At 43.1% G+C, this 25,694-nt stretch carries 24 protein-coding genes; 13 read left to right on the top strand and 11 right to left on the bottom strand.

All coding sequences use genetic code 11. The features are described from left to right. Nucleotides 1-106: 106 nt before the first annotated feature. On the top strand, nucleotides 107-1,312 hold the full coding sequence (locus tag QGN29_RS12465; RefSeq protein WP_310798199.1) for a hypothetical protein: 1,206 nt from the start codon (nucleotides 107-109) through the stop codon (nucleotides 1,310-1,312). An 83-nt stretch (nucleotides 1,313-1,395) separates the two neighbouring features. Beyond that, on the top strand, nucleotides 1,396-2,670 hold the full coding sequence (gene eno, locus QGN29_RS12460; protein WP_310798198.1) for a phosphopyruvate hydratase: 1,275 nt from the start codon (nucleotides 1,396-1,398) through the stop codon (nucleotides 2,668-2,670). Between the two features lie 62 nt (nucleotides 2,671-2,732). On the opposite strand, the gene QGN29_RS12455 is transcribed toward eno, so the two are convergent. Beyond that, a complete protein-coding gene (locus tag QGN29_RS12455) occupies nucleotides 2,733-3,431 on the bottom strand; it encodes a methyltransferase family protein (protein ID WP_310798197.1) in 699 nt (232 codons plus the stop codon). Between the two features lie 93 nt (nucleotides 3,432-3,524). Between QGN29_RS12455 and QGN29_RS12450 the strand changes: the two genes are divergently transcribed. Beyond that, on the top strand, nucleotides 3,525-3,908 hold the full coding sequence (locus QGN29_RS12450; RefSeq protein ID WP_310798196.1) for a hypothetical protein: 384 nt from the start codon (nucleotides 3,525-3,527) through the stop codon (nucleotides 3,906-3,908). 58 nt (nucleotides 3,909-3,966) lie between these two features. On the opposite strand, the gene uvrA is transcribed toward QGN29_RS12450, so the two are convergent. The 3 genes from uvrA to QGN29_RS12435 all read right to left on the bottom strand — a co-directional run bounded on the left by uvrA (nucleotide 3,967) and on the right by QGN29_RS12435 (nucleotide 8,704). Continuing rightward, nucleotides 3,967-6,828, bottom strand: coding sequence for an excinuclease ABC subunit UvrA (uvrA, locus tag QGN29_RS12445; protein WP_310798195.1), 2,862 nt, complete (start codon nucleotides 6,826-6,828; stop codon nucleotides 3,967-3,969). Between the two features lie 163 nt (nucleotides 6,829-6,991). Further along, nucleotides 6,992-7,510 (bottom strand): hypothetical protein, encoded by a 519-nt coding sequence (locus QGN29_RS12440; RefSeq protein WP_310798194.1) that lies wholly within the window; start codon nucleotides 7,508-7,510, stop codon nucleotides 6,992-6,994. Nucleotides 7,511-7,525: 15 nt separating this feature from the next. Further along, the gene (locus tag QGN29_RS12435; RefSeq protein ID WP_310798193.1) at nucleotides 7,526-8,704 is read right to left on the bottom strand and encodes an acetyltransferase domain-containing protein; all 1,179 of its coding nucleotides are present in this window, start codon (nucleotides 8,702-8,704) and stop codon (nucleotides 7,526-7,528) included. 185 nt (nucleotides 8,705-8,889) lie between these two features. Here QGN29_RS12435 and ssb point away from each other — a divergent pair, with 185 nt between their 5' ends. Further along, on the top strand, nucleotides 8,890-9,420 hold the full coding sequence (gene ssb, locus QGN29_RS12430) for a single-stranded DNA-binding protein (protein WP_310798192.1): 531 nt from the start codon (nucleotides 8,890-8,892) through the stop codon (nucleotides 9,418-9,420). Between the two features lie 73 nt (nucleotides 9,421-9,493). Here the strand turns inward: ssb and rplI are convergent, their stop codons facing one another. From rplI to rpsF, 3 genes are read right to left on the bottom strand one after another with little or no spacing between them, the layout of a single operon-like run. Further along, nucleotides 9,494-10,114 carry a 50S ribosomal protein L9 gene (rplI, locus tag QGN29_RS12425; protein ID WP_310798191.1) on the bottom strand — a complete coding sequence of 207 codons (621 nt, stop codon included), beginning with the start codon at nucleotides 10,112-10,114 and terminating at the stop codon, nucleotides 9,494-9,496. A gap of 14 nt (nucleotides 10,115-10,128) precedes the next feature. Then, nucleotides 10,129-10,359 carry a 30S ribosomal protein S18 gene (rpsR, locus tag QGN29_RS12420; protein ID WP_310798190.1) on the bottom strand — a complete coding sequence of 77 codons (231 nt, stop codon included), beginning with the start codon at nucleotides 10,357-10,359 and terminating at the stop codon, nucleotides 10,129-10,131. Continuing rightward, nucleotides 10,359-10,733 carry a 30S ribosomal protein S6 gene (gene rpsF / locus QGN29_RS12415; RefSeq protein ID WP_310798189.1) on the bottom strand — a complete coding sequence of 125 codons (375 nt, stop codon included), beginning with the start codon at nucleotides 10,731-10,733 and terminating at the stop codon, nucleotides 10,359-10,361. The genes rpsR and rpsF overlap by 1 nt, the downstream gene beginning before the upstream one ends. 257 nt (nucleotides 10,734-10,990) lie before the next feature. Between rpsF and fabD the strand changes: the two genes are divergently transcribed. The 8 genes from fabD to gmk all read left to right on the top strand — a co-directional run bounded on the left by fabD (nucleotide 10,991) and on the right by gmk (nucleotide 18,573). Next, nucleotides 10,991-11,932, top strand: coding sequence for an ACP S-malonyltransferase (gene fabD / locus QGN29_RS12410; protein ID WP_310798188.1), 942 nt, complete (start codon nucleotides 10,991-10,993; stop codon nucleotides 11,930-11,932). A gap of 12 nt (nucleotides 11,933-11,944) precedes the next feature. Next, nucleotides 11,945-12,685 carry a 3-oxoacyl-[acyl-carrier-protein] reductase gene (gene fabG, locus QGN29_RS12405; protein WP_310798187.1) on the top strand — a complete coding sequence of 247 codons (741 nt, stop codon included), beginning with the start codon at nucleotides 11,945-11,947 and terminating at the stop codon, nucleotides 12,683-12,685. Between the two features lie 221 nt (nucleotides 12,686-12,906). Next, entirely contained in the window at nucleotides 12,907-13,137 is a 231-nt protein-coding gene (locus tag QGN29_RS12400; RefSeq protein WP_310798186.1) for an acyl carrier protein, read from the top strand. A 177-nt stretch (nucleotides 13,138-13,314) separates the two neighbouring features. Then, complete coding sequence (gene fabF, locus QGN29_RS12395) at nucleotides 13,315-14,577, top strand: beta-ketoacyl-ACP synthase II (RefSeq protein ID WP_310798185.1); 1,263 nt, start codon at nucleotides 13,315-13,317, stop codon at nucleotides 14,575-14,577. Nucleotides 14,578-14,653: 76 nt separating this feature from the next. After that, complete coding sequence (mltG, locus tag QGN29_RS12390) at nucleotides 14,654-15,631, top strand: endolytic transglycosylase MltG (protein ID WP_310798184.1); 978 nt, start codon at nucleotides 14,654-14,656, stop codon at nucleotides 15,629-15,631. After that, complete coding sequence (locus QGN29_RS12385; RefSeq protein WP_310798183.1) at nucleotides 15,628-16,515, top strand: YicC/YloC family endoribonuclease; 888 nt, start codon at nucleotides 15,628-15,630, stop codon at nucleotides 16,513-16,515. Before mltG ends, QGN29_RS12385 begins: the two co-directional genes overlap by 4 nt. Nucleotides 16,516-16,584: 69 nt before the next feature. Continuing rightward, nucleotides 16,585-17,691: a serine hydrolase domain-containing protein gene (locus QGN29_RS12380; protein ID WP_310798182.1), complete on the top strand. Its 1,107-nt coding sequence runs from the start codon at nucleotides 16,585-16,587 to the stop codon at nucleotides 17,689-17,691. Nucleotides 17,692-17,913: 222 nt separating this feature from the next. Next, nucleotides 17,914-18,573 (top strand): guanylate kinase, encoded by a 660-nt coding sequence (gene gmk / locus QGN29_RS12375; RefSeq protein ID WP_310798181.1) that lies wholly within the window; start codon nucleotides 17,914-17,916, stop codon nucleotides 18,571-18,573. Here gmk and rsmA read toward each other — a convergent pair whose 3' ends face one another. The 4 genes from rsmA to QGN29_RS12355 form a co-directional block, all read right to left on the bottom strand. Next, nucleotides 18,574-19,434 (bottom strand): 16S rRNA (adenine(1518)-N(6)/adenine(1519)-N(6))-dimethyltransferase RsmA, encoded by an 861-nt coding sequence (rsmA, locus tag QGN29_RS12370; RefSeq protein WP_310798180.1) that lies wholly within the window; start codon nucleotides 19,432-19,434, stop codon nucleotides 18,574-18,576. After that, nucleotides 19,427-20,443 (bottom strand): 4-hydroxythreonine-4-phosphate dehydrogenase PdxA, encoded by a 1,017-nt coding sequence (gene pdxA / locus QGN29_RS12365; protein ID WP_310798179.1) that lies wholly within the window; start codon nucleotides 20,441-20,443, stop codon nucleotides 19,427-19,429. Before pdxA ends, rsmA begins: the two co-directional genes overlap by 8 nt. Nucleotides 20,444-20,466: 23 nt before the next feature. Then, entirely contained in the window at nucleotides 20,467-21,789 is a 1,323-nt protein-coding gene (locus tag QGN29_RS12360) for a peptidylprolyl isomerase (protein ID WP_310798178.1), read from the bottom strand. A 76-nt stretch (nucleotides 21,790-21,865) separates the two neighbouring features. Continuing rightward, on the bottom strand, nucleotides 21,866-24,037 hold the full coding sequence (locus QGN29_RS12355; RefSeq protein WP_310798177.1) for an LPS-assembly protein LptD: 2,172 nt from the start codon (nucleotides 24,035-24,037) through the stop codon (nucleotides 21,866-21,868). A gap of 182 nt (nucleotides 24,038-24,219) precedes the next feature. Here QGN29_RS12355 and QGN29_RS12350 point away from each other — a divergent pair, with 182 nt between their 5' ends. Then, nucleotides 24,220-25,692, top strand: coding sequence for a leucyl aminopeptidase (locus QGN29_RS12350; protein ID WP_310798176.1), 1,473 nt, complete (start codon nucleotides 24,220-24,222; stop codon nucleotides 25,690-25,692). The last annotated feature ends 2 nt before the right edge of the window (nucleotides 25,693-25,694 follow it).

The following is a 25,694-nucleotide window of genomic DNA, read 5'->3' as shown; positions in this document are numbered from 1 at the left end:
TCTCAAGGGATAGTAAGGGGCTTTTTGGCCCCTTTTTTTGTGATTGGCGTGATCCTTGCTTAGTATAAGTAATGAAATATGGAAAATTTTGCAGGGAGCGGCCCCGATGATTAAGTGTTTGGTATTATTATCTTTTTTTGCGTCTGTTTCGTTCGCAGGATTTGCTGATGACGATTTAAATTATAAACCTGCGCCCAAGAAAAGCGAGACTGCTAAAAAAATAGAGAAGAAATCATCGTCAGCTTCAGAAGAAAAGACACAGCAATCTAAGACTGAAAAATCATCTGAAAAAAAGCCTAAACAAACGACGGAAGAACGGCCAAAAGCAGAGACGGCAAAACGCAAAGGATTCTTTGGTCGTGTTATGGGTTTTTTTGGGTTTGGCGATAAGAAGAAAAATCCAACGCCTCATGGTGAACCAAGACATGAACCCGTTGAAAATTCACTGCCCCAAACTGCGGCTGTTGAACAGACAGGCCTGAGTAAAGAGGAAGTTGCTGCGGTTAAAAAAGCAATGAAAGCAGAAAAAAAAGCAAAGAAAGAGGCTGAAAAAAAGGCTAAAGCTTTAGCAAAAAAACGTGAAGCAGCAGAAAAAGCACAAATTCAAGTTGCAGCCCTCCTTAAAAAGCTGGATGAAGATCCAAGTGAGAAAGCATTAAAATCACAATATGGTTCTATAAAAAGCAATTTAAAAAGCTTGCTTGTTCACTTTGATTCTGCCCATGCATTTTATCCGGATCTTGTCTTGAATCGGGCTCGTGCGGCAGGGGCTGCAGGGGATCGAAAGAATTATGAAAGCTTTTGGAACGAAGGCTTAACCGCGGTGAGAATGAGGTTGCCCCAAGAGAGTTATTATGAATTATTAACACAAGCAGCAGACCGAGCAGCTGAACTTGCGATGATAGATGTAGCGGATACCTTTAATGATAGGGCTTCAGTCTATGCAAAGACGCTCTATGCGGAGGAAGCGCATAAAGAGATCTTTATGATGCAAACCCGCAAAATCAGAGCTCTTGCAGACTCAGGTGCCGTTTCATGGACTGATTTAAAAGATAGTCTTGATGAATATCTCTATGTGACCAATCAGGATTTCAGCTTAGGAGATAAAGAAAAACTCGAGGCAAAATTCACAGATGTTCAGTTTTGGCACTCTTATGCACCAGGGAAGATAAAAGAAAAACGCCCCATTCTTTCACGCAAATATTCTGAGTTGAAACTAGCCTATGGAATTCACGAGCGAGGTCTTTCATATAGGGAAAAGAAAAAATTCGAACTCCTCATGCAAACCGTGCGTGAAACATATGAACTATAATCTTTGAAGACTCTTGTTTTTGTAACAATCCTTCTGTAATAGGAACCCTGTTGATTTTAATTCTCAAATAGAGGTCACCTATTATGTCAGTCATTCTTGATATTTATGCTCGCGAAGTTCTTGATAGCCGCGGCAATCCCACCGTTGAAGTTGATGTTCTTTTAGAAGATGGATCTTTCGGCAGAGCAGCTGTTCCATCAGGCGCATCAACAGGGGCCTACGAGGCCGTTGAACTCCGTGATGGGGATAAGTCTCGCTATCGGGGTAAAGGTGTTTTAAAAGCTGTTCACAATGTGAATGAAGAGATTTTTGATGCCCTTGTTGGTCTTGATTCCACGGACCAACTAGCCATTGATCAAGCGATGATTGATCTGGATGGGTCTGACAATAAAGGCAATCTGGGTGCAAATGCTATTCTTGGGGTTTCTATGGCGATCGCAAAGGCTGCTGCTGAAAGTTCAGCAACACCTCTATATCGATATATCGGCGGAGCCAATGCCCATGTTCTTCCTGTTCCAATGATGAATATTGTCAATGGCGGTGAGCATGCTGATAACCCTATTGATGTTCAAGAATTTATGATTATGCCTGTGGCGGCTGAAAATATCGCTGATGCTGTTCGCATTGGCTCTGAAATATTTCATGAACTTAAAGACAGACTGCATAAAGCTGGTCTCAGTACCGCTGTTGGAGATGAGGGCGGTTTCGCGCCTAATTTGAACGGCACACGGGATGCCCTAGACTTTGTCATGCAGGCAATCGAAGGTGCTGGCTATAAACCAGGTGAAGAGATCTATCTTGCGCTTGATGCTGCAGCGACTGAATTCTACAAAGAAGGTCGTTATGAGCTTAAAGGAGAAGGCAAGTCACTGACGTCAGCTGAAATGGTTGATTACTGGGCAGATCTTGTTGATGCTTATCCAATTATCTCTATTGAAGATGGTATGGATGAAGATGATTGGGAAGGATGGAAGCTTCTTACAGATAAAATTGGCGATAGATGCCAACTTGTCGGGGATGATCTTTTTGTAACCAACCCAAGCCGTCTATCTGATGGCATTGAAAAAGGCGTTGCAAATTCTATTCTTGTAAAAGTGAATCAAATCGGCACGCTTTCTGAAACAATGGCAGCTGTTGATATGGCACATCGTGCACGATATTCTTCTGTGATGTCTCACCGTTCTGGAGAAACAGAGGATGCGACCATAGCTGATCTTGCTGTCGCTCTCAACTGTGGTCAGATTAAAACTGGGTCTTTAGCCCGCTCTGACCGGTTGGCAAAATACAATCAGCTTATTCGCATTGAGGAAGAGCTTGGCGCAGCGGCTGTTTATGCTGGACGATCTATTCTTAAATAATTTATCGCTCGTTATCGACATATTTTTGCCCTGTCCCCATGGTGGGGGCAGGGCATTATTATTTACCAGATACCTTTGAAAAGGCGATGAGGTACTTTCTTCATATAGTCTTTGTAGGCATCGCCGCGTTCTCTTAAAAGCTGCGCTTCTTCAATCGGAATAAAGAGAAGAAAAGTCATGCCAACCATGCCCACCCAGATGACTTGCGCCATGTTAGGATGAATAAGCAAGCTCCCGACCCCTGCAATGAAGGCCCCTGCGTACATAGGGTGACGGATACGACCATAAGATCCTTCTGTAAGAAGTGGTGTTTCTTCGCCGTGAGAATGACTGACTTCTGAGCCAGGTACACCTAAAAATTGATCTAAAAAGTCAAAAGATTTTTCTTCTAAAAATCCAAAAAGTCCAATCATTACAATGCATAAACCAGCGAACCCAACGTAGGATGGTAAAAGGAGTTGCTCGATACCGAGGCCTGGCATGGGCTTATGAAACCATAAAATGAGTCCCCAACCTGCAACGGATTGAATGATGTAAATTTGGCGCTCGAATAATTTTCCAGCCCCGTCACCGAAGAGCCCTTTTTTAAACCACATCCGTGTTGAAACCAGATGGATGATCATCCAGCCTACATAAATCATGATGTTAAAATAGATATTCTCAATAGGTGCGTTCACTTCATATCTAAAGCCCCAAGCTAAAGCAGCAAAGACACTCATGAGCCCCATTAAGGCTCCAATTCTATAGATAAATGCAATCATAATGTTTCTCCCCTCCTAATCATGCAATAGTGTCCATACCATATTTTGACCCAAAAAGCGATTTGGGGTAAAATCACAATCGGAGGATGGGGTATGATTATCATAATTGCATGCGGTGTTTTAATGTCATTTTTTTGCTTAGCCGCCTTCCTTTGGCCTCAGAAAATGGTCCAAGGCATTCTGCGCTATAGTCAGAAATCTTATTTTCAGAGCTTAGAGGTTGGAACACGATTTCTCATGGGCGCAGTATTCGTTTATTTTTCAGACCAAACGAACCATCCACGAGACTTTTTGGCGTTAGGATATCTTATAATGGCTGTCTCTTTTGCCTTAATGGCCCTTGGCGGAGAACGGCATTCAAAGTTTGCCGTGTGGATCACAGGGCTGATTGGGCCTTATATGAGATGGGTTGGGCTTTTCTTTGTTCCTACAGGCTTTTTGATCATCTATTGGGCGTCTGGCTGGACATTACTCTAATATCCAGCCTCCCATATACCTGTATAGATGAGTGTAGACAAAGCTTGACCGTCAAGCTTTATTCTGCGGCTACGGTTTTCTTAAGGAGATCTTTAAGATAAGTGCCCGTATAACTGCCTTTTGCCTTGGCAATGTCTTCTGGGGTTCCGCAGGCAATGATTTCGCCCCCGCCGTCGCCTCCATTCGGTCCTAAATCCAAGATCCAGTCTGCGGTTTTAATTACCTCAAGATTATGTTCAATAATGATGACAGTATTCCCTTGATCGACAAGCTCTTGGATAACTTCCATAAGTTTGCGAATGTCTTCAAAATGTAAGCCAGTTGTTGGCTCATCCAAGATGTAGAGAGTCTTGCCTGTAGAGCGCTTCGATAGTTCTTTCGCTAGTTTGACACGTTGAGCTTCTCCCCCTGAAAGCGTTGTCGCTTGTTGGCCGATGCGAATATAGCTAAGGCCTACACGGTCTAACATTTCAAGCTTGTTACGAATGGAGGGCACTGCTTTAAAGAATTTAACTCCGTCCTCTACAGTCATATCCAGCACATCAGAAATGGACTTGTCTTTATAGCGAACTTCCAGGGTTTCACGGTTGTACCGTTTGCCTTTACATTGATCGCACTCAACATATACATCGGGCAAGAAATGCATTTCAATTTTGATGACGCCGTCGCCTTTACAGGCTTCACAGCGTCCACCCTTAACATTAAAGCTAAATCGCCCAGGTTTGTAGCCTCTTGCATTGGCTTCTGGTAAGCCCGCAAACCAATCACGTATAGGACCAAACGCCCCTGTATAGGTTGCTGGATTTGAACGTGGTGTTCGGCCGATGGGGCTTTGATCGATATCAACAATTTTATCAAGAAATTCAAGGCCCTCAATAGAGGTATGCTCTCCAGGGATGTTACGGTTATTGTTTAATTTTCTGGCAACCGCTTTATAGAGGGTCTCTATTGTAAAAGTCGACTTACCAGAACCGGATACACCGGTAATACATGTGAGAGTTCCAAGCGGTATTGTGCCTGTAACATCTTTGAGGTTATTGGCTTTGGCGCCGTTCACCTTGATGGCTTTACCCTTATGCCCTGAGCGACGTTCACTTGGGATGGGGACAGACTTTTTACCGGTTAGATAGGCGCCAGTCAGAGACTTTTTATGCTTCATAATCTGAGCAGGGGTGCCTTCAGCAACAACAGTGCCGCCGTGCTCTCCAGCACCAGGACCCATATCGATGACATAATCAGCTTGTAAGATAGCATCTTCATCATGTTCTACAACTAAGACTGTATTGCCAATATCGCGAAGATTTTTTAGTGTTTCAAGAAGACGATCGTTATCTTTTTGGTGAAGGCCGATTGAAGGCTCGTCCAAGACATAAAGGACCCCTGTGAGGCCTGATCCAATTTGAGAAGCTAACCGAATTCGCTGACTTTCACCGCCTGAAAGTGTACCTGAAGATCGTGAAAGACTGAGATATTCAAGACCAACATTATTTAGAAAGCCCAGTCGATCTTGAATTTCTTTTAGGACTTTTTCAGCAATTTGACTTTGCTTTTCTGTCAATAAATGGGGCAGGGCTGTAAACCATGTCAGCGCATTCCCAACGGACAATCCTGTGATGTTACTGATGGTTTCCCCGTCAATTTTGACAGCGAGAGCCTCTTTTTTTAAGCGATCGCCATGACAGGAACCACAGGCCGAAGACGATTGATATTTAGCCAATTCTTCGCGCATCCAATTGCTATCAGTTTCACGCCAGCGGCGCTCAATATTGTTAATAACACCTTCAAAAGCTTTATTTGTCTCAAATTTTGTTTTGCCGTCTTTATAGACAATTCGGACTGTTTCTTTGCCAGTGCCATAAAGCATAGCTTGTTGTGCCTTTTCTGGGATTTTATTCCAGGGCGTGTCTAAGGAGACACCGTAATGATCACAGACTGCAGCCAGCGCTTGAAAGTAGAAAGGCGATGGGCTTTTCGATTTATTTGACCAAGGGGCCAGGGCACCTCCTTTTACTGATTTTGTGACATCTGGCACACATAGAAGTGGGTCAAAATAAAGCTGCTTGCCTAAGCCATCGCATGTTGGGCAAGCACCAAAAGGATTATTGAAAGAAAATAGTCTGGGTTCTATTTCTTCTATAGTAAATCCGCTCTCTGGACAGGCAAATTTTGCACTAAGAAGGGTGCGTTCTGGCTCACCGTCTCTTGGGGCTGTCTCTATAACTAGTAAGCCGTCTGCAAGATCCAATGCTGTTTCTATGGATTCTGCTAAGCGCCCTTGTGTATCTTCTTTAATGACAAGGCGATCGACAACTACATCTATATGATGCTTGTATTTTTTATCGAGGGCAGGAAAATCTTCGATTAAATAAAATTCATCATTCACTTTAAGTCTTTGGAAGCCACGTTTCTGTAACTCATTTATTTCTTTTCTATATTCACCTTTTCTGCCTCGAACGATCGGGGCCATTACATAAAGGCGGGTGCCTTCACCCATCGCCATTACGCGGTCAACCATCTGACTAACCGTTTGACTTTCAATGGGAAGGCCGGTCGCTGGGGAATAGGGAATACCAATGCGTGCCCACAGCAGTCGCATATAATCATAGATCTCTGTCACAGTACCGACTGTAGACCGTGGGTTTTTACTTGTGGTTTTCTGCTCAATAGAAATAGCAGGTGAGAGGCCCTCAATATGATCAACATCAGGCTTTTGCATCATCTCAAGAAATTGACGGGCATAGGCTGAGAGACTTTCGACATAGCGTCTTTGTCCTTCAGCATAGATGGTATCAAAAGCAAGGGAAGATTTACCACTGCCTGAAAGCCCTGTAATAACAATCAGTTTATCCCGCGGAATGGTCACATTCACATTTTTAAGGTTATGTTCGCGGGCACCTTTGACTGTAATTTCAGTGAGCATAAATAAATTCCAATTGATTAATCATTATGGTTTTACACGATATCTATCTATCTAGATTAGTCACACAGCACAATAGCTGTTATTTAAGAACAAATAAAGAACAAAACTCCATTTATGCGTAATTTTTTATGTTTTCGATGGTTTCTTCCTAGGCACTCATCTTTTAAGGTGTCGAGCGACGTGTGTAGCGGCCATCAAACCACACTGTCCAGACACCTTCTTTGGTTTTTACTTCGAAAAATTGACGGACATCACCATTTTTATATTGGCTCCAAGTCCCGCGAAAGGGTTGTTTTACACCCGTCCCGTAATATTCAATGTGCCCTTCTAAAACCATTGCGCCAGAGGCATTGAGACCGCCTTGATAGTCTATTAAATATCCTGGGCCAGACACCCATATTTGACGCCATTTCTGAGACAAGGGGTTATAATAGTTCATAGAGAAGCCTTTGCCCCCAATGCCATTGGTCCAATGTTCTTTTATAGTGCAGCCATCCTCTGTTTTTATTATGAGGTTTGTCCCCGCCTTTTTACCAGAAGTGTTATCATAGACGTCCCAATTTCCTATCCAAAAATCCCAATCTTTAAAATGAGGGTCCTGCCTGCATACATTGACGGGTTGTTGTTGCGAGAGAACAGGAAAAGAGAGTGTAAGCACGAGCATCAAGATAAAATTTTTCATTAGATCTTCCTGTCCTTATAGATATTTCAGAATGGTAATATGTTTATTCCGTTTCTTAACGCCTGCAAACCACTTACAGGCAGGATAAAGTCCAATAACCACTGCAATCCAGATGACCCATGTCCAGTATAGGTTTACGCCTAGTTCAGGCGGTAAAAGCCACCATCCTGGCATCGCAGTCGCGTATCCAAATCCTTGAATTTCTGCCATGATCAGAGCGATCAGGTGAATGAGGTAAATGTGAAGTATATAGTAGAAGAAAGGAACGCGCCCTAAGGTAATAATGGCTTGTTTCAAAGGAGATGAGTAGGATTTAATTAAACCCATCAAAACAGCACTGATACCGAGTGTGACCAGTAAAAAACTCAGTGAGGGCGGATACTTATTTATGGTTAAGAAAGCCATGATATCTTTTGCTAGTGTGTTTTGGTCCGTCCATGGGAAAGGATCTCCGTAGAGGTTGAAGCCGCGAAGAACCAAAAAGAGGGCGAGCATTGCTAGTCCTGAGCGAATAAGCGTACGGCGTAGATCACCTTCCTCTTTGTCAAAGAGAGGCGCAATTAAATAGCCAAAAGCAATAACGCCGACCCACATACCAATAGGATAGAGTACAAACATTGGGATGCCAGCTACCATGACAAGGCCTGTATCTGTCAGGACCTGATAAAATGGTACAGGGTTGGTGTAAAAACTAAAACTAGACGGCCAAACGTCATCTATGAGACCATGTCCAAGAAGAATAACGGCGCAGACGCCTATAATTGCGGTTCGGGGAAGCCAAATGAGACCTGCAAGGGCTATCATGCTGACCCCAATAGCACATATGACTTGAAGGCCAATGAACCAACTTTGGAAGTTTGTAAAGTTCCATCCAAGGCTAATCACTGTCATTTCGATAAAAACAAGCCAAAGCCCACGGGTTAAGAGAAATCGGGTTAAGGCTGGCTTCTCCATCCTTTTGGCCATGATACCAACAGAAAGCCCGGCCAACACGATAAATACAGGGGCACATAAATTTGTAATCCAACGGCTGAAAAAGAGTGCAGGGGTCGTTTCATCTAGGTTTTGCGGGTCAATCGAGCCCAGAAAGACATAATCACGAACATGGTCTAGAGCCATGATGATCATGACGAAGCCGCGCATAAAATCAATGGAGTCTAAGCGCATCGGTCCAGTGGTTTTTTCTTGAGACATTAATTTCCCCCTTAATCTCATCTACATGGATCTTAGTATCAGAGGATAAACATACCATAGAAAAAGAAATTGAGTAACACAGCTTTTAGATTAGACATTCTGAGACTGCGGCGCTAATGTGGAGTCAGGCATTGGGTTAGTGTTTCTGACCTATAAGTAATTCAAAAAAATACAGGGGATTAACTATGGCAGGTTCTGTCAATAAGGTCATTATCGTTGGGAATCTTGGGCGAGATCCAGAAGTAAGAACTATGGGCAACGGCGGTAAAGTTGTGCAATTGAATATTGCTACAAGTGAAAGCTGGAAAGATCGCAATACAGGCGAGAGAAAAGATAAAACAGAGTGGCATAGAGTTGTGATTTTTAATGAAAATCTTGCCCGTGTTGCAGAACAATATTTACGTAAGGGCTCTACAGTATATGTTGAAGGTCAACTTCAAACACGTAAATGGACAGACAATAGTGGGCAAGAAAAATATACAACTGAAATCGTATTGCAACGCTACCGCGGTGAATTGACAATGTTAGGCAGTCGCAGTGGCAGCGGTCAAGGCGGCGGTGACTTCGGCGGCGGCTATGATGATGGCGGATTCGGTGGCGGCCAAGGTGGCGGTGACTTCGGCGGAAATCAGGGTGGAAACCAGGGTGGAAACCAGGGCGGTGGCTTTGGTGGGGATCAGTCTGGTGGCGATTTGGATGATGAAATCCCGTTCTAGGTCTCTGAGAGTTAGAACAAAAAAAGGCCGCTCTATAGTAGAGCGGCCTTTTTCATATCGTTTAAAGAATAACTTATTCTTTTGCTTCTTCAGCTTCTTCTTCAGCTTCTTCTTCAGATGCTTCTTCATCAGATGCGTCTTCAGCAGCTTCGTCTTCATCTTCATCACCGAAAGAGCTTTCAAAATCAGATTCGAAGTCGTCTTCTTTAACAACTGCGCCACCTGTTTCAAACTGAACATCAGCTTCTTCAGAAGAACGAGCAATATTCACGGTAACTGTGATTGCCACTTCAGGGTGAAGAACAATTTTAATCTCGTGAAGACCAATTGTTTTGATCGCACGATCAAGAGAAACCTGACTTCTTGAAATTGTGATGCCTGCATCAGCAAGAGCTTCAGCGATATCACGTGAAGTCACAGAACCATAAAGCTGACCAGATTCACCAGCAGCACGGATCATGATTACTTTTGCACCTTCAGCTTTAGCAGCGACTGCTTCGGCTTCTTCTTTGCGCTTCAAGTTATCAGCTTCAAGCTGAGCTTTTTGAGTTTCAAAGAATTTTTTATTAGTTTCAGTTGCGCGAAGAGCTTTGCCTTGTGGAAGTAGGAAGTTACGAGCATAGCCGTTCTTCACTGATACTTCATCACCCATTTGGCCTAGTTTCTCAACACGTTCTAGCAGAATTACTTGCATGTCAAATCTCCTGCTTACTTAACAATAAATGGAAGCAGAGCGATGTTACGAGCACGTTTAATTGCTTTTGCAAGCTCACGCTGTTTTTTCGCAGATACTGCTGTGATACGAGAAGGAACAATCTTACCGCGCTCAGAAACGTAGCGTGAAAGAAGTTTTACATCTTTATAATCGATGACTTGTGCATTATCGCCTGTGAATGGACAAGTTTTACGACGACGGAAAAAAGGACGACGTGCAGACATTATCTTGCTCCTCTTTCTCTTTTGTCACCACCTTTGCGGCGGTCTTTGTCAGCTTTTGTGCGAAGAACGATGCTTTCACCTTCTTCAAGCTCTTCAGCGCGGATTGTCATTGAACGGATGATATCTTCGTTCAGACCTTCGATGCGCTCCATTTCCGCAACAGCAGTATGAGGACCGTCGATGTTCATAAGAACATAGTGCCCTTTACGGTTTTTCTTGATGCGGTATGCTAAATTCTTAAGGCCCCAGTATTCGCTCTTTGCGACTTTGGCGCCATTGTCTTCCAGGATCTTAGTAAATTCAGCGGTGATGCTCTCAACTTGAGCAGCGCTGACATCCTGGCGAGCAATAAAGATATGCTCATAATATGCCATGAGATAAACTCCAAATTATAATGCTGATCGCTCTTATACGCCCATCGCATAAGCCTCCAGCTTTCTTAGTCCTTCATTCTTAATAAAACAGAATAGAATCAAGGATGGCTCCATATACGCGTGAAAGGTAGGGAAGGCAAGGGAAAAGGCGAAGAAATTAAAACATTTTCAATCTTTATTTGATCTTCTTGCATAAACCCAGTATGCCGTAGCATAATCTTTGATAAACCACAGTTCGTATGGAAGGAGTAGGACATATGACACGTGCATTTATTTTTCCTGGTCAAGGTAGTCAATATACAGGGATGGGCAAAGCACTTGCGGATGCTTTTGAACCTGCCCGATTGGTCTTTGAAGAAGTCAACGACGCTCTTGGACAAAATCTTTCTGCTATCATGTGGGAAGAGGGACAGGAAGATGCTCTTCGGATGACTGAAAATACACAACCGGCTTTAATGGCGCATTCGCTTGCAATCGTGAAAATTCTCGAAGCAAACGGACAGTCTATAGCGGACCTTGCAAGTCATGTGGCTGGCCATAGTCTTGGTGAATATTCAGCTCTTTGTGCGGCCGGTACCTTTTCTCTCAGCGATACTGCAAAGCTGCTGAAATTGCGTGGACAAGCTATGCAACGAGCTGTTCCAGTGGGCGAGGGTGCTATGGCGGCAATCCTTGGCCTAGAAATGGATGCAGTAAAACAGGCCTGTACCGCCGGCGAAGAGGAAGGTGTCGTGGTCCCTGCAAATGATAATGGTGGCGGCCAAGTGGTTATCTCAGGATCGAAACCTGCCGTGGAAAAAGCGGCAGAAGTTGCAAAGGAGCTTGGCGCAAGACGAGCAGTTATGCTGCCTGTTTCAGCGCCTTTCCATTGTCCCTTGATGAAACCAGCCGCTGACGAAATGGAAGAAGCGCTTTCCAGTGTCACTCTGACAAGTCCATCTGTTCCTGTAATTGCAAATGTCATTGCAGCTCCAACAAGCGATGTCGATCAGATCAGAGGCCTTCTTGTTGAACAAGTTTGCGGTTCAGTCAGATGGCGTGAATCTGTGGGTTCTATGGCCGACCTTGGTATTGACACTCTTGTAGAAGTGGGGGCTGGTAAAGTTTTATCGGGCATGACCCGCCGTATTGATAAGTCACTCTCTGGACACAATATACAAGACCCAGAGCAGTTGGACGCCTTTTTAAATACTCTTTAAGGAGAGAGAATTATGTTTAATCTAACAGGTAAAAAAGCATTAATTACAGGCGCGACAGGCGGCATTGGTGCTTCTATCGCCAAAGCACTGCATGCCGCAGGTGCTGAAATAACTTTGTCTGGCACAAGGGAGGCTGTTCTTCAGGAGTTGGCCTTAGAGTTAGGCGGGGAAAATGTTCATGTTGTAACGGCCAATCTTTCTGATCGAAGCAGTGTTGATCAGTTGGCAAAAGATGCAACAGCAGTAATGGGCGGCCTAGATATTCTTGTTAATAATGCAGGGATAACAAAAGATAACCTTGCGATGAGAATGAAAGATGATGAGTGGGATAGTGTTCTCCAAGTTAATTTGGAAAGTGCCTTTCGTTTAATCAAATCTACCATGCGTGGCATGATGAAGAAACGCACGGGCCGTGTGATTAATATCACCTCAATCGTCGGAGTGACAGGGAACCCTGGACAGGCCAATTATTGTGCAGCTAAAGCTGGAATGATCGGCATGTCAAAGTCATTGGCTCAAGAAGTTGCTGCTCGCGGTATTACTGTCAACTGTGTCGCTCCTGGATTTATTGCTACGCCGATGACAGATGCTCTTACTGACGAACAAAAATCTGCAATCACAACAAATATTCCAACAGGAACCCTCGGTTCTCCTGAGGATATTGCATCGGCTGTCTTGTATCTGGCATCTGATGAAGCAAGTTATGTGACTGGTCAGACACTCCATGTGAATGGTGGTTTGGCAATGATTTAAGGGAGGTGTCCTTGAATGAGGATGTTTCTTTATTTCTAACATATTGAAATATATATATAAATTATGAATATTTCAGAAATGTTGCCTAGGGGCTTCACAGGCGCTATAAACTATGTTAGGAAGCCTTCAACTGCTTGTGTCGGCAAGTTTGCCGCCAAGTTAAATTGCAACCTTTAGCGGGAAAGACTGTTTCTTTCTCCGATAAAAAAGGGATATTAAAGATGAGCGATATCGCTGACAAAGTAAAAAAAATCGTTGTTGAACATCTCGGTGTGGACGAAGATAAAGTAACTGAAACATCAAGCTTCATTGATGATCTTGGTGCAGATAGCCTAGATACAGTTGAACTTGTAATGGCTTTTGAAGAAGAATTTGAAATCGAAATTCCTGACGACTCTGCTGAAAAAATTCAGACCGTTAAGGATGCGATCGATTTTATCAGCGCTGCTTAATACTGCGTTGATAATATGTATAAAGGGGCAGCTGTCGATTATTGGTCGATAGCTGCTTTTTTTATGTCGAAGGTTGAAATAGTAGAAGACAGTTGTTCTCTTTTGTCTTATATAAGCGACATAATATAATAGTTTTCAATCATCCATCTTATGGGTCCCGACTACGGAGGATATGGTATGAGACGCGTTGTTGTTACTGGTATGGGTGCGCTCACCCCAGTAGGAAATAATCTTGAAGACAGCTGGAAAAATCTGATTGCAGGTCAATCGGGCGCTGGAAAAATCAAACAATTTGATACCACTGGGTTTGCTTGCAACATTGCTTGTGAAGTGAACGAAGGGGATGGCACAAACGGTACAATCAATATTGATGATTGGGTGCCGGCAAAGGACCGTCGTCGTTTTGATAAGCATATTACATATGGCCTCATTGGTGCAGAAATGGCGATCAAAGATGCCGGTATTGATGATCTCTCGGAAGAAGAGAAACTGCGTACTGGCTGTGTGATTGGCGCCGGTATTGGCGGCCTTCAGTGGATTGCAGACAATGTTTTGACACTAGAAAGCAGAGGGCCCCGCCGCGTAAGCCCGCATTTCATTGCAGGATCAATAGCGAATTTGGTCTCGGGTAATGTTTCTATTAAGCATGGTTTTAAAGGACCAAATAGTTGTGTTGTAACAGCCTGTGCCACTGGAACACATTGTATTGGTGACGCAGCGCGTATGATTATGCTGGATGATGCAGATATTATGCTTGCGGGGGGGTCTGAAGGAACCATTTGTCCTGTTTCAATTGCTGGCTTCTCACAAGCAAAAGCGTTGTCGACTAAATATAATGATACGCCTGAAAAAGCGTCTCGTCCTTGGGATCAGGGCCGCGATGGGTTTGTTATGGGTGAGGGAAGCGGTATTCTTGTTCTTGAAGAATATGAGCATGCCAAAGCCCGCGGAGCTAAAATCTACGGCGAAGTTGTTGGCTATGGCCTTTCTGGCGACGCTTACCATGTGACAGCACCTGCGCCAGACGGAAATGGTGGATTTAGAGCAATGCAAGCCGCGATGAAGCGGACAGGATTTGATGTTGATAAGATCGATTATATTAACGCTCACGGAACTTCTACGCCATTAGGTGATGAGCTTGAGTTTGGCTCTGTTAAGCGTCTTTTAGGCGATGCTGCGGGGCAAGTTGCTATGTCTTCAACAAAATCGGCTGTTGGGCACTTATTAGGCGCTGCAGGGGCCGTAGAGGCTATCTTCTCGCTTCTAGCGATGCGCGATAATGTAGTGCCACCAACGTTAAATCTGGATAATCCTTCTGAAAGCTGTACTGGTATGAATTTGGTGCCGCACGAAGCTCAACAGAAAAAAGTTGATGTGGTTCTCTCTAATAGCTTTGGCTTTGGAGGAACAAACGGATCAGTGATCTTTAAATCCGTCTAAAGAAGATTGCATCTAAAGCTTTTAAACGGCTCTGAAATCAGGTTAAACTAGCCTTATGATTCGGAGCCGTTTTTTTGTGATATTTTTGGTATTATGCGCCGCCTGTTGTATTCTTTATGGCGGGCTGTTCGGCTTTCTCGCTCATATCTCCCATAAATCCATACTGGTTTCTGCGCCGTCATCTTCAGATGCAACACTCTATTTGAAGCGAGGTCATGGCCTTCTTCGTGCGTCTTACCTTGCTAAGGAAGCTGGTTATGTCTCAAGAGCGTGGCATTTTAGACTTTTAGCCCTTTATCTTGGGGCATCGCGATCTCTGCAAGCGGGCGAATACAAAGCTAAGCAGGGAGAGACGCTTGCCTCGCTGATAGAAAAGATGAAACTGGGGAAAGTCTATCACCGAACAATTACTATTCCTGAAGGATTGAGTAATAAGCAAATCCAGTCACTGTTGGAAAAAAACACCTTCATAGAGATGGATGTTTCTTCTTTGGCTGAAGAGGGAATTTATGCCCCTAATACGTATCATTTTCCTAGAGGGGTTCAAGCGTCCACGTTGCTCTCTATCATGCGGCAAAATCAAGAAGAAATTCTTGATACTCTCTGGGGCAATAAACCTGTTGATTTTATCTTCTCTTCTAAGAAAGAAGTTCTCACCCTTGCCTCAATCATTGAAAAAGAGACTGCTATTGCCGGTGAGCGTACTTTAATTGCAGGGGTGTTTATCAATCGCCTCAAGAAAAAAATGCGGCTGCAGTCGGACCCAACTATTATTTATGGAATAACCAAAGGCTTGCCACTTAAACGTGCCCTAACTCGCAAGGATGTGCGCACGAAAACTGATTATAATACATATAGAATCAAAGGCTTACCACCTACGCCTATTGCAAACCCAGGGCTGGAGTCAATCCGATCAGTTTTCTATCCAGGTGCTGTAGACTATTTATATTTTGTTGCCGACGGCAAAGGGGGACATGCCTTTGCTAAGACGTATGAAGAACATTTGGTTAACGTCAGAGTATGGCGTGCCTACAAAAAGGAGACCCAGAAATGAGTTTAAAGAGTATGACAGGCTTTGCCCGACATAAGGGGTTAAATGATTCTGCCAGTTGGTATTGGGAAATAAAAACAGTCAATGCCAAAGGACTTGATATTCGAACTCGAATTCCATCTTTTTTGGAAGGGTTAGAGCATGAGGTAAAAAAAATGGTTGGGCAGTCCCTGACTAGAGGTTCTGTTTTTGTAAGTCTTTCTATTGAGATGGAACAGATGAATGAACGTCTACAGATCAATGAAGAAAGGCTTTCTCAAGTTATTGAAATATCAAAAAAATATTCAGAAATTGAAGGAGTTTCACCTGCCAGTCTTGATGGGTTACTTGGGCTAAAAGGTGTTCTAGAGTTGAAGACATCTGAGAGGTCTGAAGAAGATAATAAACAGCTTCTTGAAGAGTTGAAGGAAAGTTTGTCAGAAAATCTGGTGCGTTTGAATGAGGCTCGCCTTGATGAAGGTGCTAGAATGCAGGCTGTTTTATCAAAACAGCTCGATGAGGTTGAGCATTTGGTAAAGCAAGCCGTTGTTGTCAGCGGCGACCGCTTAGATGCCATGAAACATCGTTTTCAAAGCCAGTTAGAGAAAGTCTACGAGGGCAGTGAAAGTTTATCAGAGGAACGTCTAGCACAGGAAATTGCGACTATAGCCGTAAAGGCGGATATCCAAGAAGAGATTGATCGGCTTAATAGCCATATTGAAGATGCTCGGATACTGCTACAAGAAGAGAAGGCCGTTGGACGACGATTAGACTTCCTGACACAAGAATTTAATCGAGAAGCGAACACCTTATGTTCAAAGTCTGGTGATACAAAATTGACACGTATTGGGATTGACTTGAAAACAGTAATAGATCAATTTAGAGAACAGATTCAAAATATACAGTGAACTCAGTATAAGTTATTGAAACTATGTGTTAATTAAAACAATTGACAATTTAAAGAAAGGTAAAGCTATATGAGATTCAGTATTTTGGTTTTAGCTTTCATATTAGTTCATTTTAATTCCGTTGCTAATGAAATAGATAGTTTAAAAGGCTGGGAAAGGGAGCTTAGTAAATCTGACTTTTCAGGAAGTGTTGTAATTGCTCATGCTGGAAAAATTAAACATCAGTGGCATTTTGGACTTTCAAATAGGAAAGAAAATATAGCTTTTAATCAAAGTACCGTTCATGAAATTGGCTCTATAACTAAGCAATTTGTATCCGTTGCTATTTTGAAGCTGTCAGAAGAGGGTAAATTATCTTTAGATGATAAAATTGATAAGTTTTTTAAGAATGTTCCAATAGACAAAAGAAACATCACTATCCATCATTTATTGACGCATTCATCTGGTTGGCAGCAGAATTTCGGCTTTATATATGATGAACTTGAGAAGAATGATTTAATCAATAAAGCATTTAAAGCTGACTTGATATTTCTTCCTGGAAATGATTTTTTATATTCTAATATTGGTTACAGCTTTCTTGCTTTAATTATTGAAAGAGTGACAGACAATGGATGGGAAGAATACATTCATAAAAACATCTTGATACCATCATCTTTAAGTCAAACTGGATTTCGATTAATCAAAAGGGATGAGAAGAATCTCGCAATTAGTTATGGCAGAGACCCAAATATAATTGAACGCTTTCTGAATTTAAAGCCTAAAAGCAGGTCAATAGGACATTCTATGCAGCATTACTATGATAATCCCGGTGGAAGATGGAATATGGAGGGGGCTGGTAGCTTTCTTAGCACAATAGGCGATATGTTTGCGTGGTACCAAGTTATGCGGGGAAAGTCTCTATTAACCGACAAGTCTTGGGAGAAAATACTAACGCGGCATATACCAATGAATAAGAAAGAAACAGAATTTTATGGCTATGGATGGGGGCTATCTGATGGGTATAAAGGTTATAAAAAGATATGGCATAATGGGTCAAACGGTTATTCTCTAGCTAACGTTAACTATTATCCAGAATTGGATTTGATGATATTTTACGCTACAAATAATAGAGATGATAGTCCAACGTCTAGAGTAGAAAATTTAGATAAGATTATTATCTCTAGTTTAAATAAATAATATTTATAGGGTAATCAAGCATGTCAATTCGGTTTATAATGAGCTGGCTGAAACACTTTGGTGTTTAATAAAACTAAATGGTGACAGAAGTGGTGACATGGATTGCGAAATAATTTGAAATTATTTTATAAGTCATTGTTATTAAATGAAACTATTTCTTCAATCCATAAGCAAATTCAAAATATAGAATAGTTTGAAAATATTCACATAGAAGAGGACAATATGAAAGAGATTAGTAATTTTAGACGGGGGCTAATGCTGGTGATGAGCTCTCCATCTGGCGCAGGAAAATCAACCCTGACCCGTATGCTTCTCTCTGAAGATGTTCAGATGAAAATGTCTGTCTCTGCAACCACAAGAGAACCGCGCCCAGGTGAAGAAGATGGAGAAGATTACTATTTTCTCTCCCGCAAAGATTTTGATAACATGATCGATAATCAAGGATTTCTAGAACATGCAACCGTCTTTGAGAATTCATACGGAACGCCTCGACGGCCTGTTGAAGAAGCGCTGGAAGATGGTCTGGATATCATTTTTGATATTGATTGGCAGGGCACACAGCAACTGGCCCAAAGCCCGATGAATGCAGATCTTGTAACAGTCTTTATTTTGCCGCCTAGTGTTCTGGAGCTAGAGAATAGATTGCGGAATAGGGCTCAAGACAGCGAAGAAATTATTCAAAAGCGTATGGCAGAAGCTGAAAGTGAAATTAGTCATTGGGCTGAATATGATTATGTTTTGGTGAATGATGACCTTCAGGATACATATAAGCAGTTACGAAACATTTTACATGTTGAACGGGCTAAACGCTTTAGACAGCCAAAACTGATGCCTTTTGTTCGTAAACTCATGAATGAAAGAAAAGAGAAAGCTGAAGGGTAATTAGTGAGTTTTTAGCTGTTCATAACACTTCGCTAACTTTACAAAGTCAGCAACCGATACATTTTCAGCACGTTCAGTTTCCTCGATCTCAGCCATCTTCAATAATTCTTTCGGATCTACAGAGAGACCTTTTAAGCTCGACCGTAGCATTTTACGTCGTTGTTGAAATGCTTTTTCAACAACCAGTTCTAAGGATTTTAGCTGAATAGAGTCATCAAGAGGCTGCGTCGGCTTCAGGTGAATGATAGCACTGTTCACTTTTGGGGGCGGGGTGAATGCAGCGGCTGGCACACGCATAGCGATTTTGGCGGTTGAGCGCCACTGAGCTAAGATGCTTAGGCGGCCATATTCTTTGGTTCCGGGTGCTGCGACAATACGCTCAGCAACCTCTTTTTGAAACATTAAAGTCAAGCTTTGCCACCACGGGGTCCATGTTTTGAGGGTGAGCCAACGTATAAGCAACATTGTGCCTACATTGTAGGGAAGGTTGCTCACAATATGGATGCCTTCATCTGGTTTTGCTTGAAGTAATTCATGCTCATCAATCTTTAAAGCATCTCCTTCATAGACGCTTAAGCGACCATCAAAAGCTTTAGAGACTTCAGCCAGTGCAGGAATACAGCGTTTGTCCATTTCACAGGCTTGAACTCGGCCAGCCCCCTCCATCAATAATGCACGCGTTAACCCGCCCGGACCAGGGCCCACCTCATAAACAACTGCCTTTGATAGGTCACCTGGGATGCGGGCGATACGACGGGTTAAATTCAAATCTAAGAGAAAGTTTTGGCCGAAAGATTTTTTTGCTCTGAGTTCAAAGCTATTAATAACCTCTCTGAGCGGCGGGAGTTCTGATTCAGTCATCTTTTACTCCCAGAGCATATGTTGCCATTTCAGCCGCCATGCGTACGGCGTTTAGGCTGCTTTTAATTGTTGCTTTATCTTGGCCCGCAATATCAAGAGCTGTGCCATGGTCTGGACTTGTACGGATTATAGGTAATCCTAGGGTCACATTAACGGAACCATGGAAATCAAGAGTTTTTACGGGGATCAATGCTTGATCGTGATACATACACAAAGCCGCATCATAGGTGGCTCGCGCCTCTTCATGAAAAAGCGTATCAGCAGGAAGAGGTCCAAATGCGTTGATGCCCATTTCCTGAAGGGCCCGAACAGCAGGTACGATTTTTACACCATCTTCTAACCCCATCATACCATCTTCACCAGCATGGGGGTTTAGTCCGGCTATCGCCAGTCGGGGTTCCCGAATGCCAAAAAAATCTCTTAAATCTGTTGCGGTTTTAACGGCGCGATCGATTATCAGCTGATCTGTCAAGGAACGCGGCACAGTTTCTAAGGGTTGATGCACAGTAACGGGCACTGTACGTAACGCCGTATTGGCCAGCATCATGACAGAAGAATCGTCTTCTAATCCGCACTGCCGTGCAAGGTATTCTGTATGACCAGGAGCATCAAAACCGGCTTTATAAAGGCTGGATTTGTTGATAGGCATGGTCACCATGCCAGAGGCTTCCTTCTGAAGGCAGGCTTGGATAGCCACATCGATGGCCTCGATTACGGCAGCGCCGTTACGAGGGTCTGCTTCACCGAGAGTAGTTTTTGTAACTGCTTTGATGGACAGAAGTGGCAAACTTTTAGAGAAAATTTTTGATGTTTGCTTTAAATCTTGGATTTGTTCGATAGAGGTGTCAGTTCCAAGAATTGAAAAAGCTTCCAAGGTGCCAATAACTGCAAAAGGAGGAAGTTTTAATTCAGTGCGCGCGGCCCATAGTTTTAATAGGATCTCAGGACCAACACCTCCCGGATCACCCATGGTGATGACGATTGGAGGAAGTGTTGAATGAGGGGTCATTTTAACTGTATAATCTCAATAGTCTAACGTTCATCAACAATAGCTTCACGGCGAAGATCACGTAAGTGACGACGAGCACGCATACTGAGACGCTGATTTTCAATCTGAGCAAAGATGGCATCAAAGTCAGGATCTGCAATCTCAGGGACTGTCCGTCCACATATAAACATAATCCGTTCGCCGTCATCGAGCTTAATAAAGTTACTTGCTTCACCGTCTTTCAAATGTCTCAAGCCATTGAGTAAGTCTGATGTCATCTGTTTAAACGCAACAATACCGACCTCTGTTTTATTGGTGCTACCAGCACGCTCAGCATATTTTTCAACCTGACCACATCCTGGTTGCTCTGCCTTAAGAATAGGAAGGATGTCTCTGAATTTTTTTTCTTTTTCAGGGTCTGTCAAATCTTCAGTTGTCATATAAATTTGTTTTAGTGAAACTTGCACGTCCATCGGGTCAGCACTTAGAACACGGCGGCGATTAGAAAGCATGAAAACTTTATAGCTGCCTGCAGTACGTACAGGATCGCTATATTGTCCAAGGTCAAGATCTTTAATGGCGTCAAAAATTTCTGGAGCAAGTTCACTTTCAATAATCCAGCCTAAGTCCCCGCCGACGGCTGCAGTAGAAGACGCTGAGATGTTTCGCGCTACATCTGGAAAGCGCACTTCCTTAGAAGAGCGCAACTGGCTCACAATCTGCATGGCATTGGTTTTAACATTTTCTTCTTGGGCGGTGTTCCTGACCAAGAGCACTATTTCACCAAGGCGGTATTCGTATTTGCCTTTGTTGGCTTTAATCCGCTCAATTGTCGCATCAACTTCTTCATCTGAGACAGCAACAGATTGGCCAAGAAGGCCATTCACGATTTGGCTCCAAGCAATTTCAGCTTCCATTTGGCGCATCATTGTCGCCTTGCTGGATCGAATAGATACAAGCGCTTGCTCATATTGCTCTGCGGTCATGTTGATTTGACTAGCACGCTGGGCAAAATAATCATCCAGTTGGGCTTGGGGGATATTAATTTTATATTCTTGAGCTTCTTGAAGTTGAAGGATTTCATCAATCATGCTCTCAATAACTTGAGTGCGCAATTTTTCAAACTCTTCTTGAGTTTTCACGCCACCAGAAACTGCGACGACAAGGGCCAAACGCTGATTGATGTCAAAACTTGTTAAGGGCTGATCATTCACTAAAACTTCAACCGCGTTGAATGTTTGACGATCCTGTTGAGCGGCAACTGAGTTTGGCAAAATAGCAGTAACAAGAACAGCAAATGTCATAACTGCTGCAAATGATTTTAAAAGGTCAGAAAGTTGTTTGTCCTTTTTAGGCCTGTTAATCACGTGATAACCCTTTTCTTTTTCTATCTGTGCTCGCTTTTAACCCGAAAGTTCAACACATTTCCAGTCAAATTTTACTCTAACCCAAATTTAGCAATTTTATACGAAAAATTATGCTATTTCCTGGCTCAATGTCTCTGTCTCGTGTGTAATTTTTACGATATTGAAGACTAATGGATAAACAGTCGTCTAAAAACTCTATGCCGGCACCATATTCGACTCCGTCCCATCCCTTCGTAAGGTCTTGCACTAGAGAGCTAGAAAGCCAGAGTTTGTTCTTCAACTGAACCCGTCCTGAAACTCTCAGTTCTTCACGATTTTCCCTGTAGAGCTGCCAACGTTCTTCTTTTGATTTGAAGTAACTTACATTGATCGCTGTTTTTGTATCCTCATAGCCCACATCAACAAGATGACGCTTAATGGACAAATCATCAGAATCCAATCGCAGTTGCTGATGAAGAGTAAAATGATTTTTATAAGATAAAGTCTGTGCCGTTACCCAGTCAGAAAAATTATCTTCCAAACCTGTGTTAACTGTTAAGTCTGCGCTAGGGTTATTGATGGCGTAACTCTGGCCGATTAAAGTTTCAAAGGTCAGGGAGTCACTATGAAAGGCATAAGAGAGACCATACGTAAAGCGACTCGTGTCATCCCATAAATCATAACCTGCAAATCGGTCAGGAGAAAAAAGCGTATATTGATCCAACTCGAAAGCTTGGCTATCGAAGTTGAACTGGCTCTGGCTTTGCTCTCTTTGCGGTGTATAGGTGATATCAACGAGAGGCTCCAGTCTATGCTGTGCGTCTGCAGTGACCTTAATAAGAGGAAAGCTCAGTGTGTTTGAAGCTAAGAATAATCCTCTAGAGAAGGAAGTATCTTCTTCCGGCTCAGGAAAGAAATTCAAGTCGGCATTATTCTCATACCTATACTCATAAAGATCCCCGCGTAGTAATAGGGTGGTCTCTAAGACAAGGCCGCTATTGAATATTTCTTTATTTTTCCATTCTGCCTGAGCAGAAAGCCGCTTTGTGTCCACCCAATCAGGTTGATGCAGAATTAAGCCATCTGCCGACAGAGATAGCGTGCCGCCGAGAGGTGTATTATTGGTCACATATTCGCCCTGAATGAGGGGCAGTGCATGCCCAGTAAGGCCTGAATTATCTTCAATCCTTAAGCCTTGGAAAGCAATTGTCCTTGCTGTTAAATAGGATTGATCATAAAAACCTTCAACTGTGAAATCACTCATCAAAGTATCATCATCCGAGAAATCATAGCGTCTTAAGTAAGTGTCATCAGAAGCCCAGTTTATTTCATAACTTGAACGCCAATTTTTATTATGGTCGAGATAACCATGAGAGAAAAGATGCCCCCTAAACTCATTCGCCCCTGTATCCACATTAAATTCATCGCGCTTGTCCGTATAGGTCAAAGACCCGACGACCTCATACCGCCCATAGCCCACGTGCTGACGATATTCTCCTTTGAGAACTAAGCCTTCTTTTGTCGTGAGAAGAGGTGTGATGGTTGCATCACGGCTTTTACTGAAGCTATGGTAATAGGGCAGACCAACGATCAAGCCGAGTTGTTTATTAGAGCTGAATTCAATGGGAAGGAAGCCATTCGCTCTGTCAACTGTAGGATCTGGATGAGAAAATTTGGGAAGCCACATGAGAGGAAGTCCTAAAACTTCTAAGTAGGCATTATCATAATATAGCCTTCTCTTACCTTTATCATGAACTACCTTGACAGCCTTTAATTGCCATAATGGTTCTTCCCCAGACTGCTCACAGACTTCACAGGGGCTATAGACTGCTCTGTTCAGTGTAATTTTTCCAGTGTCTTCATCACGGACGGCAGAATTGGCTGCGACTTGTGCACCATCTTTTAAAAGTAATCGAATATCTTTAACAAAGGCATCCCGGAGGTCGTTTTCTAACTCAATGCGATCAGACCAAATGACATTTCCATCTGGATCCGTCATTTTTACGGCACCAGTCGCAACCGCCTTACCTGTTTTAGGATTATACCGAATCTGACCTGCTTCCAGCGTATACCCCTTGCGGTTCAATTTGACGCGTCCCAAAGCCAGGACTTCTCCTGTTTTGTCATCATGGGAGAGCTGATCTGCTTCAAATTCGACTACCTTTGTTTCTTGTGCTGAAATCGGCGTTGATGCAAGACCACTCATCACACAAAGTGAGGAGAGTATTGTCCCTTTAAGCAACAGTTTTTTCATTGATACACAAGACACGGAATGATCCTTAAAAATGTAATTTTGCCTTTGATACAGTCTTCATGCAGAGAGGGCAATGGAAGTTTCTCCAAAAAAAGCTAATTTATTCCTATTCATCTTGATCTAATTTGCAAATACGCCCATAAAAGGGCAAAGACACTCAATCATTATAAAAATAATACTATCCGAGAGGGACCATCATGAACATTAAGTTTATTTCGTCGTCATTGCCTAAAAATGGTATTGTCATCGTAGGAATTGCTCAAGACTGTCCAGAGAATGCACTGGTTAAAAGCCTTAACGATACCATGGAAGGGGCTCTGGAACGTGCTGTAAAAATCCATGACTTTCAGGGCAAAAAAGGAACAGATTTTACCATTCCAGCCCCTCATGGGTGTAGCTTTGATAAACTAGTGATTATGGGCCTAGGAAAAAAGGCTAAGATGAAAGAGATTGATTATGTCACTCTTGGTGCGACAATCACATCTTCACAACAATTATCGGGCAAAGAAGCGGCTGTTTTTATTGAAGGCCTTTCTGCTGAAGAGGCTGCATGGGTAGGTGAAGGGGCGTTGCTGAGATCCTATCGCTTTGATAAATATAGAACCAAAGAGCCCAAGAAAAAGATTCCAATTTTAAAAACTATTTCTATAGCTGCAGAAGATACCAAGAAAGCAGGGGGAGCCTTTAAAGTAAGAGAAGCTGTTGCTGAAGGTGTCTTCTTGACTCGCGATCTTGTTTCTGAGCCGGGTAACAAACTTCACCCAGAGAGTTTTGCCGATGAAGTCGCAAAACTTACAGATTTTGGGGTGGATATCGAAATTCTTGGTGAAGAAGAAATGACTAAACTGGGAATGGAAGCGCTCTTGGCTGTGGGTATGGGGTCAGTTCGAGAATCCAAACTTGCCATTATGCGCTGGAATGGGGCGAACAAAAGCGACGAGCAACCCATTGCCTTTGTCGGAAAAGGTGTCACTTTTGATACAGGAGGGATTTCCCTGAAGCCTGGAGCTGGCATGGATGCCATGAAATGGGATATGGGCGGTGCTGGAACGGTCGTTGGATTGATGAAAGCTTTAGCAGCTCGCAAAGCACGTGTGAACGTGATCGGGGTCGTTGGCCTTGTAGAGAATATGCCTGCCGGGAACGCACAGCGTCCAGGCGATATAGTGACCTCTATGTCTGGCCAGACTATTGACGTTCTTAATACTGATGCTGAAGGGCGCTTAGTACTCTGTGATGCTATGTGGTATACACAGGATCGATTTAAGCCGAAATTTATGATTGATCTTGCTACGCTAACAGGGGCCATGATTGTTGCTCTAGGACATGAATATGCTGGGATTTTCTCAGATAGCGATGAACTCGCTGATGACCTATATGCGGCGGGGACAGTGACTGGTGATAAAGTATGGCGCATGCCTGTTCATGATGATTATGATAAACTTATCAATACCCATACAGCCGATATGAAAAATATTGGCGGTAAAGGGGCTGGGTCAATCACGGCTGCTCAGTTTTTGAAAAGATATACGAACGGTGTGCCGTGGTGTCATATCGATATTGCTGGGACAGTCTGGTCAGATAAGGGGTTGCCTCTTAGTGAAAAGGGCGGCACGGGCTTTGGTGTGCGTCTTTTAGATCGATTTGTAGCAGACAATCATGAAAGCTAGGT

It is taken from the genome of Temperatibacter marinus (assembly GCF_031598375.1).
GTDB classification, from domain to species: Bacteria; Pseudomonadota; Alphaproteobacteria; order Sphingomonadales; family Kordiimonadaceae; genus Temperatibacter; species Temperatibacter marinus.
Note: the sequence above shows the minus strand (reverse complement) of the source record. Positions and strands in the feature narration are given on the sequence as shown.

Coding starts and splice junctions, on each gene's coding strand:
- fabG (WP_310798187.1), top strand. CDS start 11,945: ATGTTTAATCTAACAGGTAAAAAAGCATTAATTACAGGCGCGACAGGC.
- fabF (WP_310798185.1), top strand. CDS start 13,315: ATGAGACGCGTTGTTGTTACTGGTATGGGTGCGCTCACCCCAGTAGGA.
- QGN29_RS12465 (WP_310798199.1), top strand. CDS start 107: ATGATTAAGTGTTTGGTATTATTATCTTTTTTTGCGTCTGTTTCGTTC.
- rplI (WP_310798191.1), bottom strand. CDS start 10,114: ATGCAAGTAATTCTGCTAGAACGTGTTGAGAAACTAGGCCAAATGGGT.
- fabD (WP_310798188.1), top strand. CDS start 10,991: ATGACACGTGCATTTATTTTTCCTGGTCAAGGTAGTCAATATACAGGG.
- QGN29_RS12435 (WP_310798193.1), bottom strand. CDS start 8,704: ATGTCTCAAGAAAAAACCACTGGACCGATGCGCTTAGACTCCATTGAT.
- eno (WP_310798198.1), top strand. CDS start 1,396: ATGTCAGTCATTCTTGATATTTATGCTCGCGAAGTTCTTGATAGCCGC.
- rpsR (WP_310798190.1), bottom strand. CDS start 10,359: ATGTCTGCACGTCGTCCTTTTTTCCGTCGTCGTAAAACTTGTCCATTC.
- QGN29_RS12385 (WP_310798183.1), top strand. CDS start 15,628: ATGAGTTTAAAGAGTATGACAGGCTTTGCCCGACATAAGGGGTTAAAT.
- QGN29_RS12455 (WP_310798197.1), bottom strand. CDS start 3,431: ATGATTGCATTTATCTATAGAATTGGAGCCTTAATGGGGCTCATGAGT.
- rpsF (WP_310798189.1), bottom strand. CDS start 10,733: ATGGCATATTATGAGCATATCTTTATTGCTCGCCAGGATGTCAGCGCT.
- QGN29_RS12450 (WP_310798196.1), top strand. CDS start 3,525: ATGATTATCATAATTGCATGCGGTGTTTTAATGTCATTTTTTTGCTTA.
- QGN29_RS12440 (WP_310798194.1), bottom strand. CDS start 7,510: ATGAAAAATTTTATCTTGATGCTCGTGCTTACACTCTCTTTTCCTGTT.
- rsmA (WP_310798180.1), bottom strand. CDS start 19,434: ATGACTGAATCAGAACTCCCGCCGCTCAGAGAGGTTATTAATAGCTTT.
- QGN29_RS12400 (WP_310798186.1), top strand. CDS start 12,907: ATGAGCGATATCGCTGACAAAGTAAAAAAAATCGTTGTTGAACATCTC.
- ssb (WP_310798192.1), top strand. CDS start 8,890: ATGGCAGGTTCTGTCAATAAGGTCATTATCGTTGGGAATCTTGGGCGA.
- QGN29_RS12380 (WP_310798182.1), top strand. CDS start 16,585: ATGAGATTCAGTATTTTGGTTTTAGCTTTCATATTAGTTCATTTTAAT.
- pdxA (WP_310798179.1), bottom strand. CDS start 20,443: ATGACCCCTCATTCAACACTTCCTCCAATCGTCATCACCATGGGTGAT.
- gmk (WP_310798181.1), top strand. CDS start 17,914: ATGAAAGAGATTAGTAATTTTAGACGGGGGCTAATGCTGGTGATGAGC.
- QGN29_RS12350 (WP_310798176.1), top strand. CDS start 24,220: ATGAACATTAAGTTTATTTCGTCGTCATTGCCTAAAAATGGTATTGTC.
- uvrA (WP_310798195.1), bottom strand. CDS start 6,828: ATGCTCACTGAAATTACAGTCAAAGGTGCCCGCGAACATAACCTTAAA.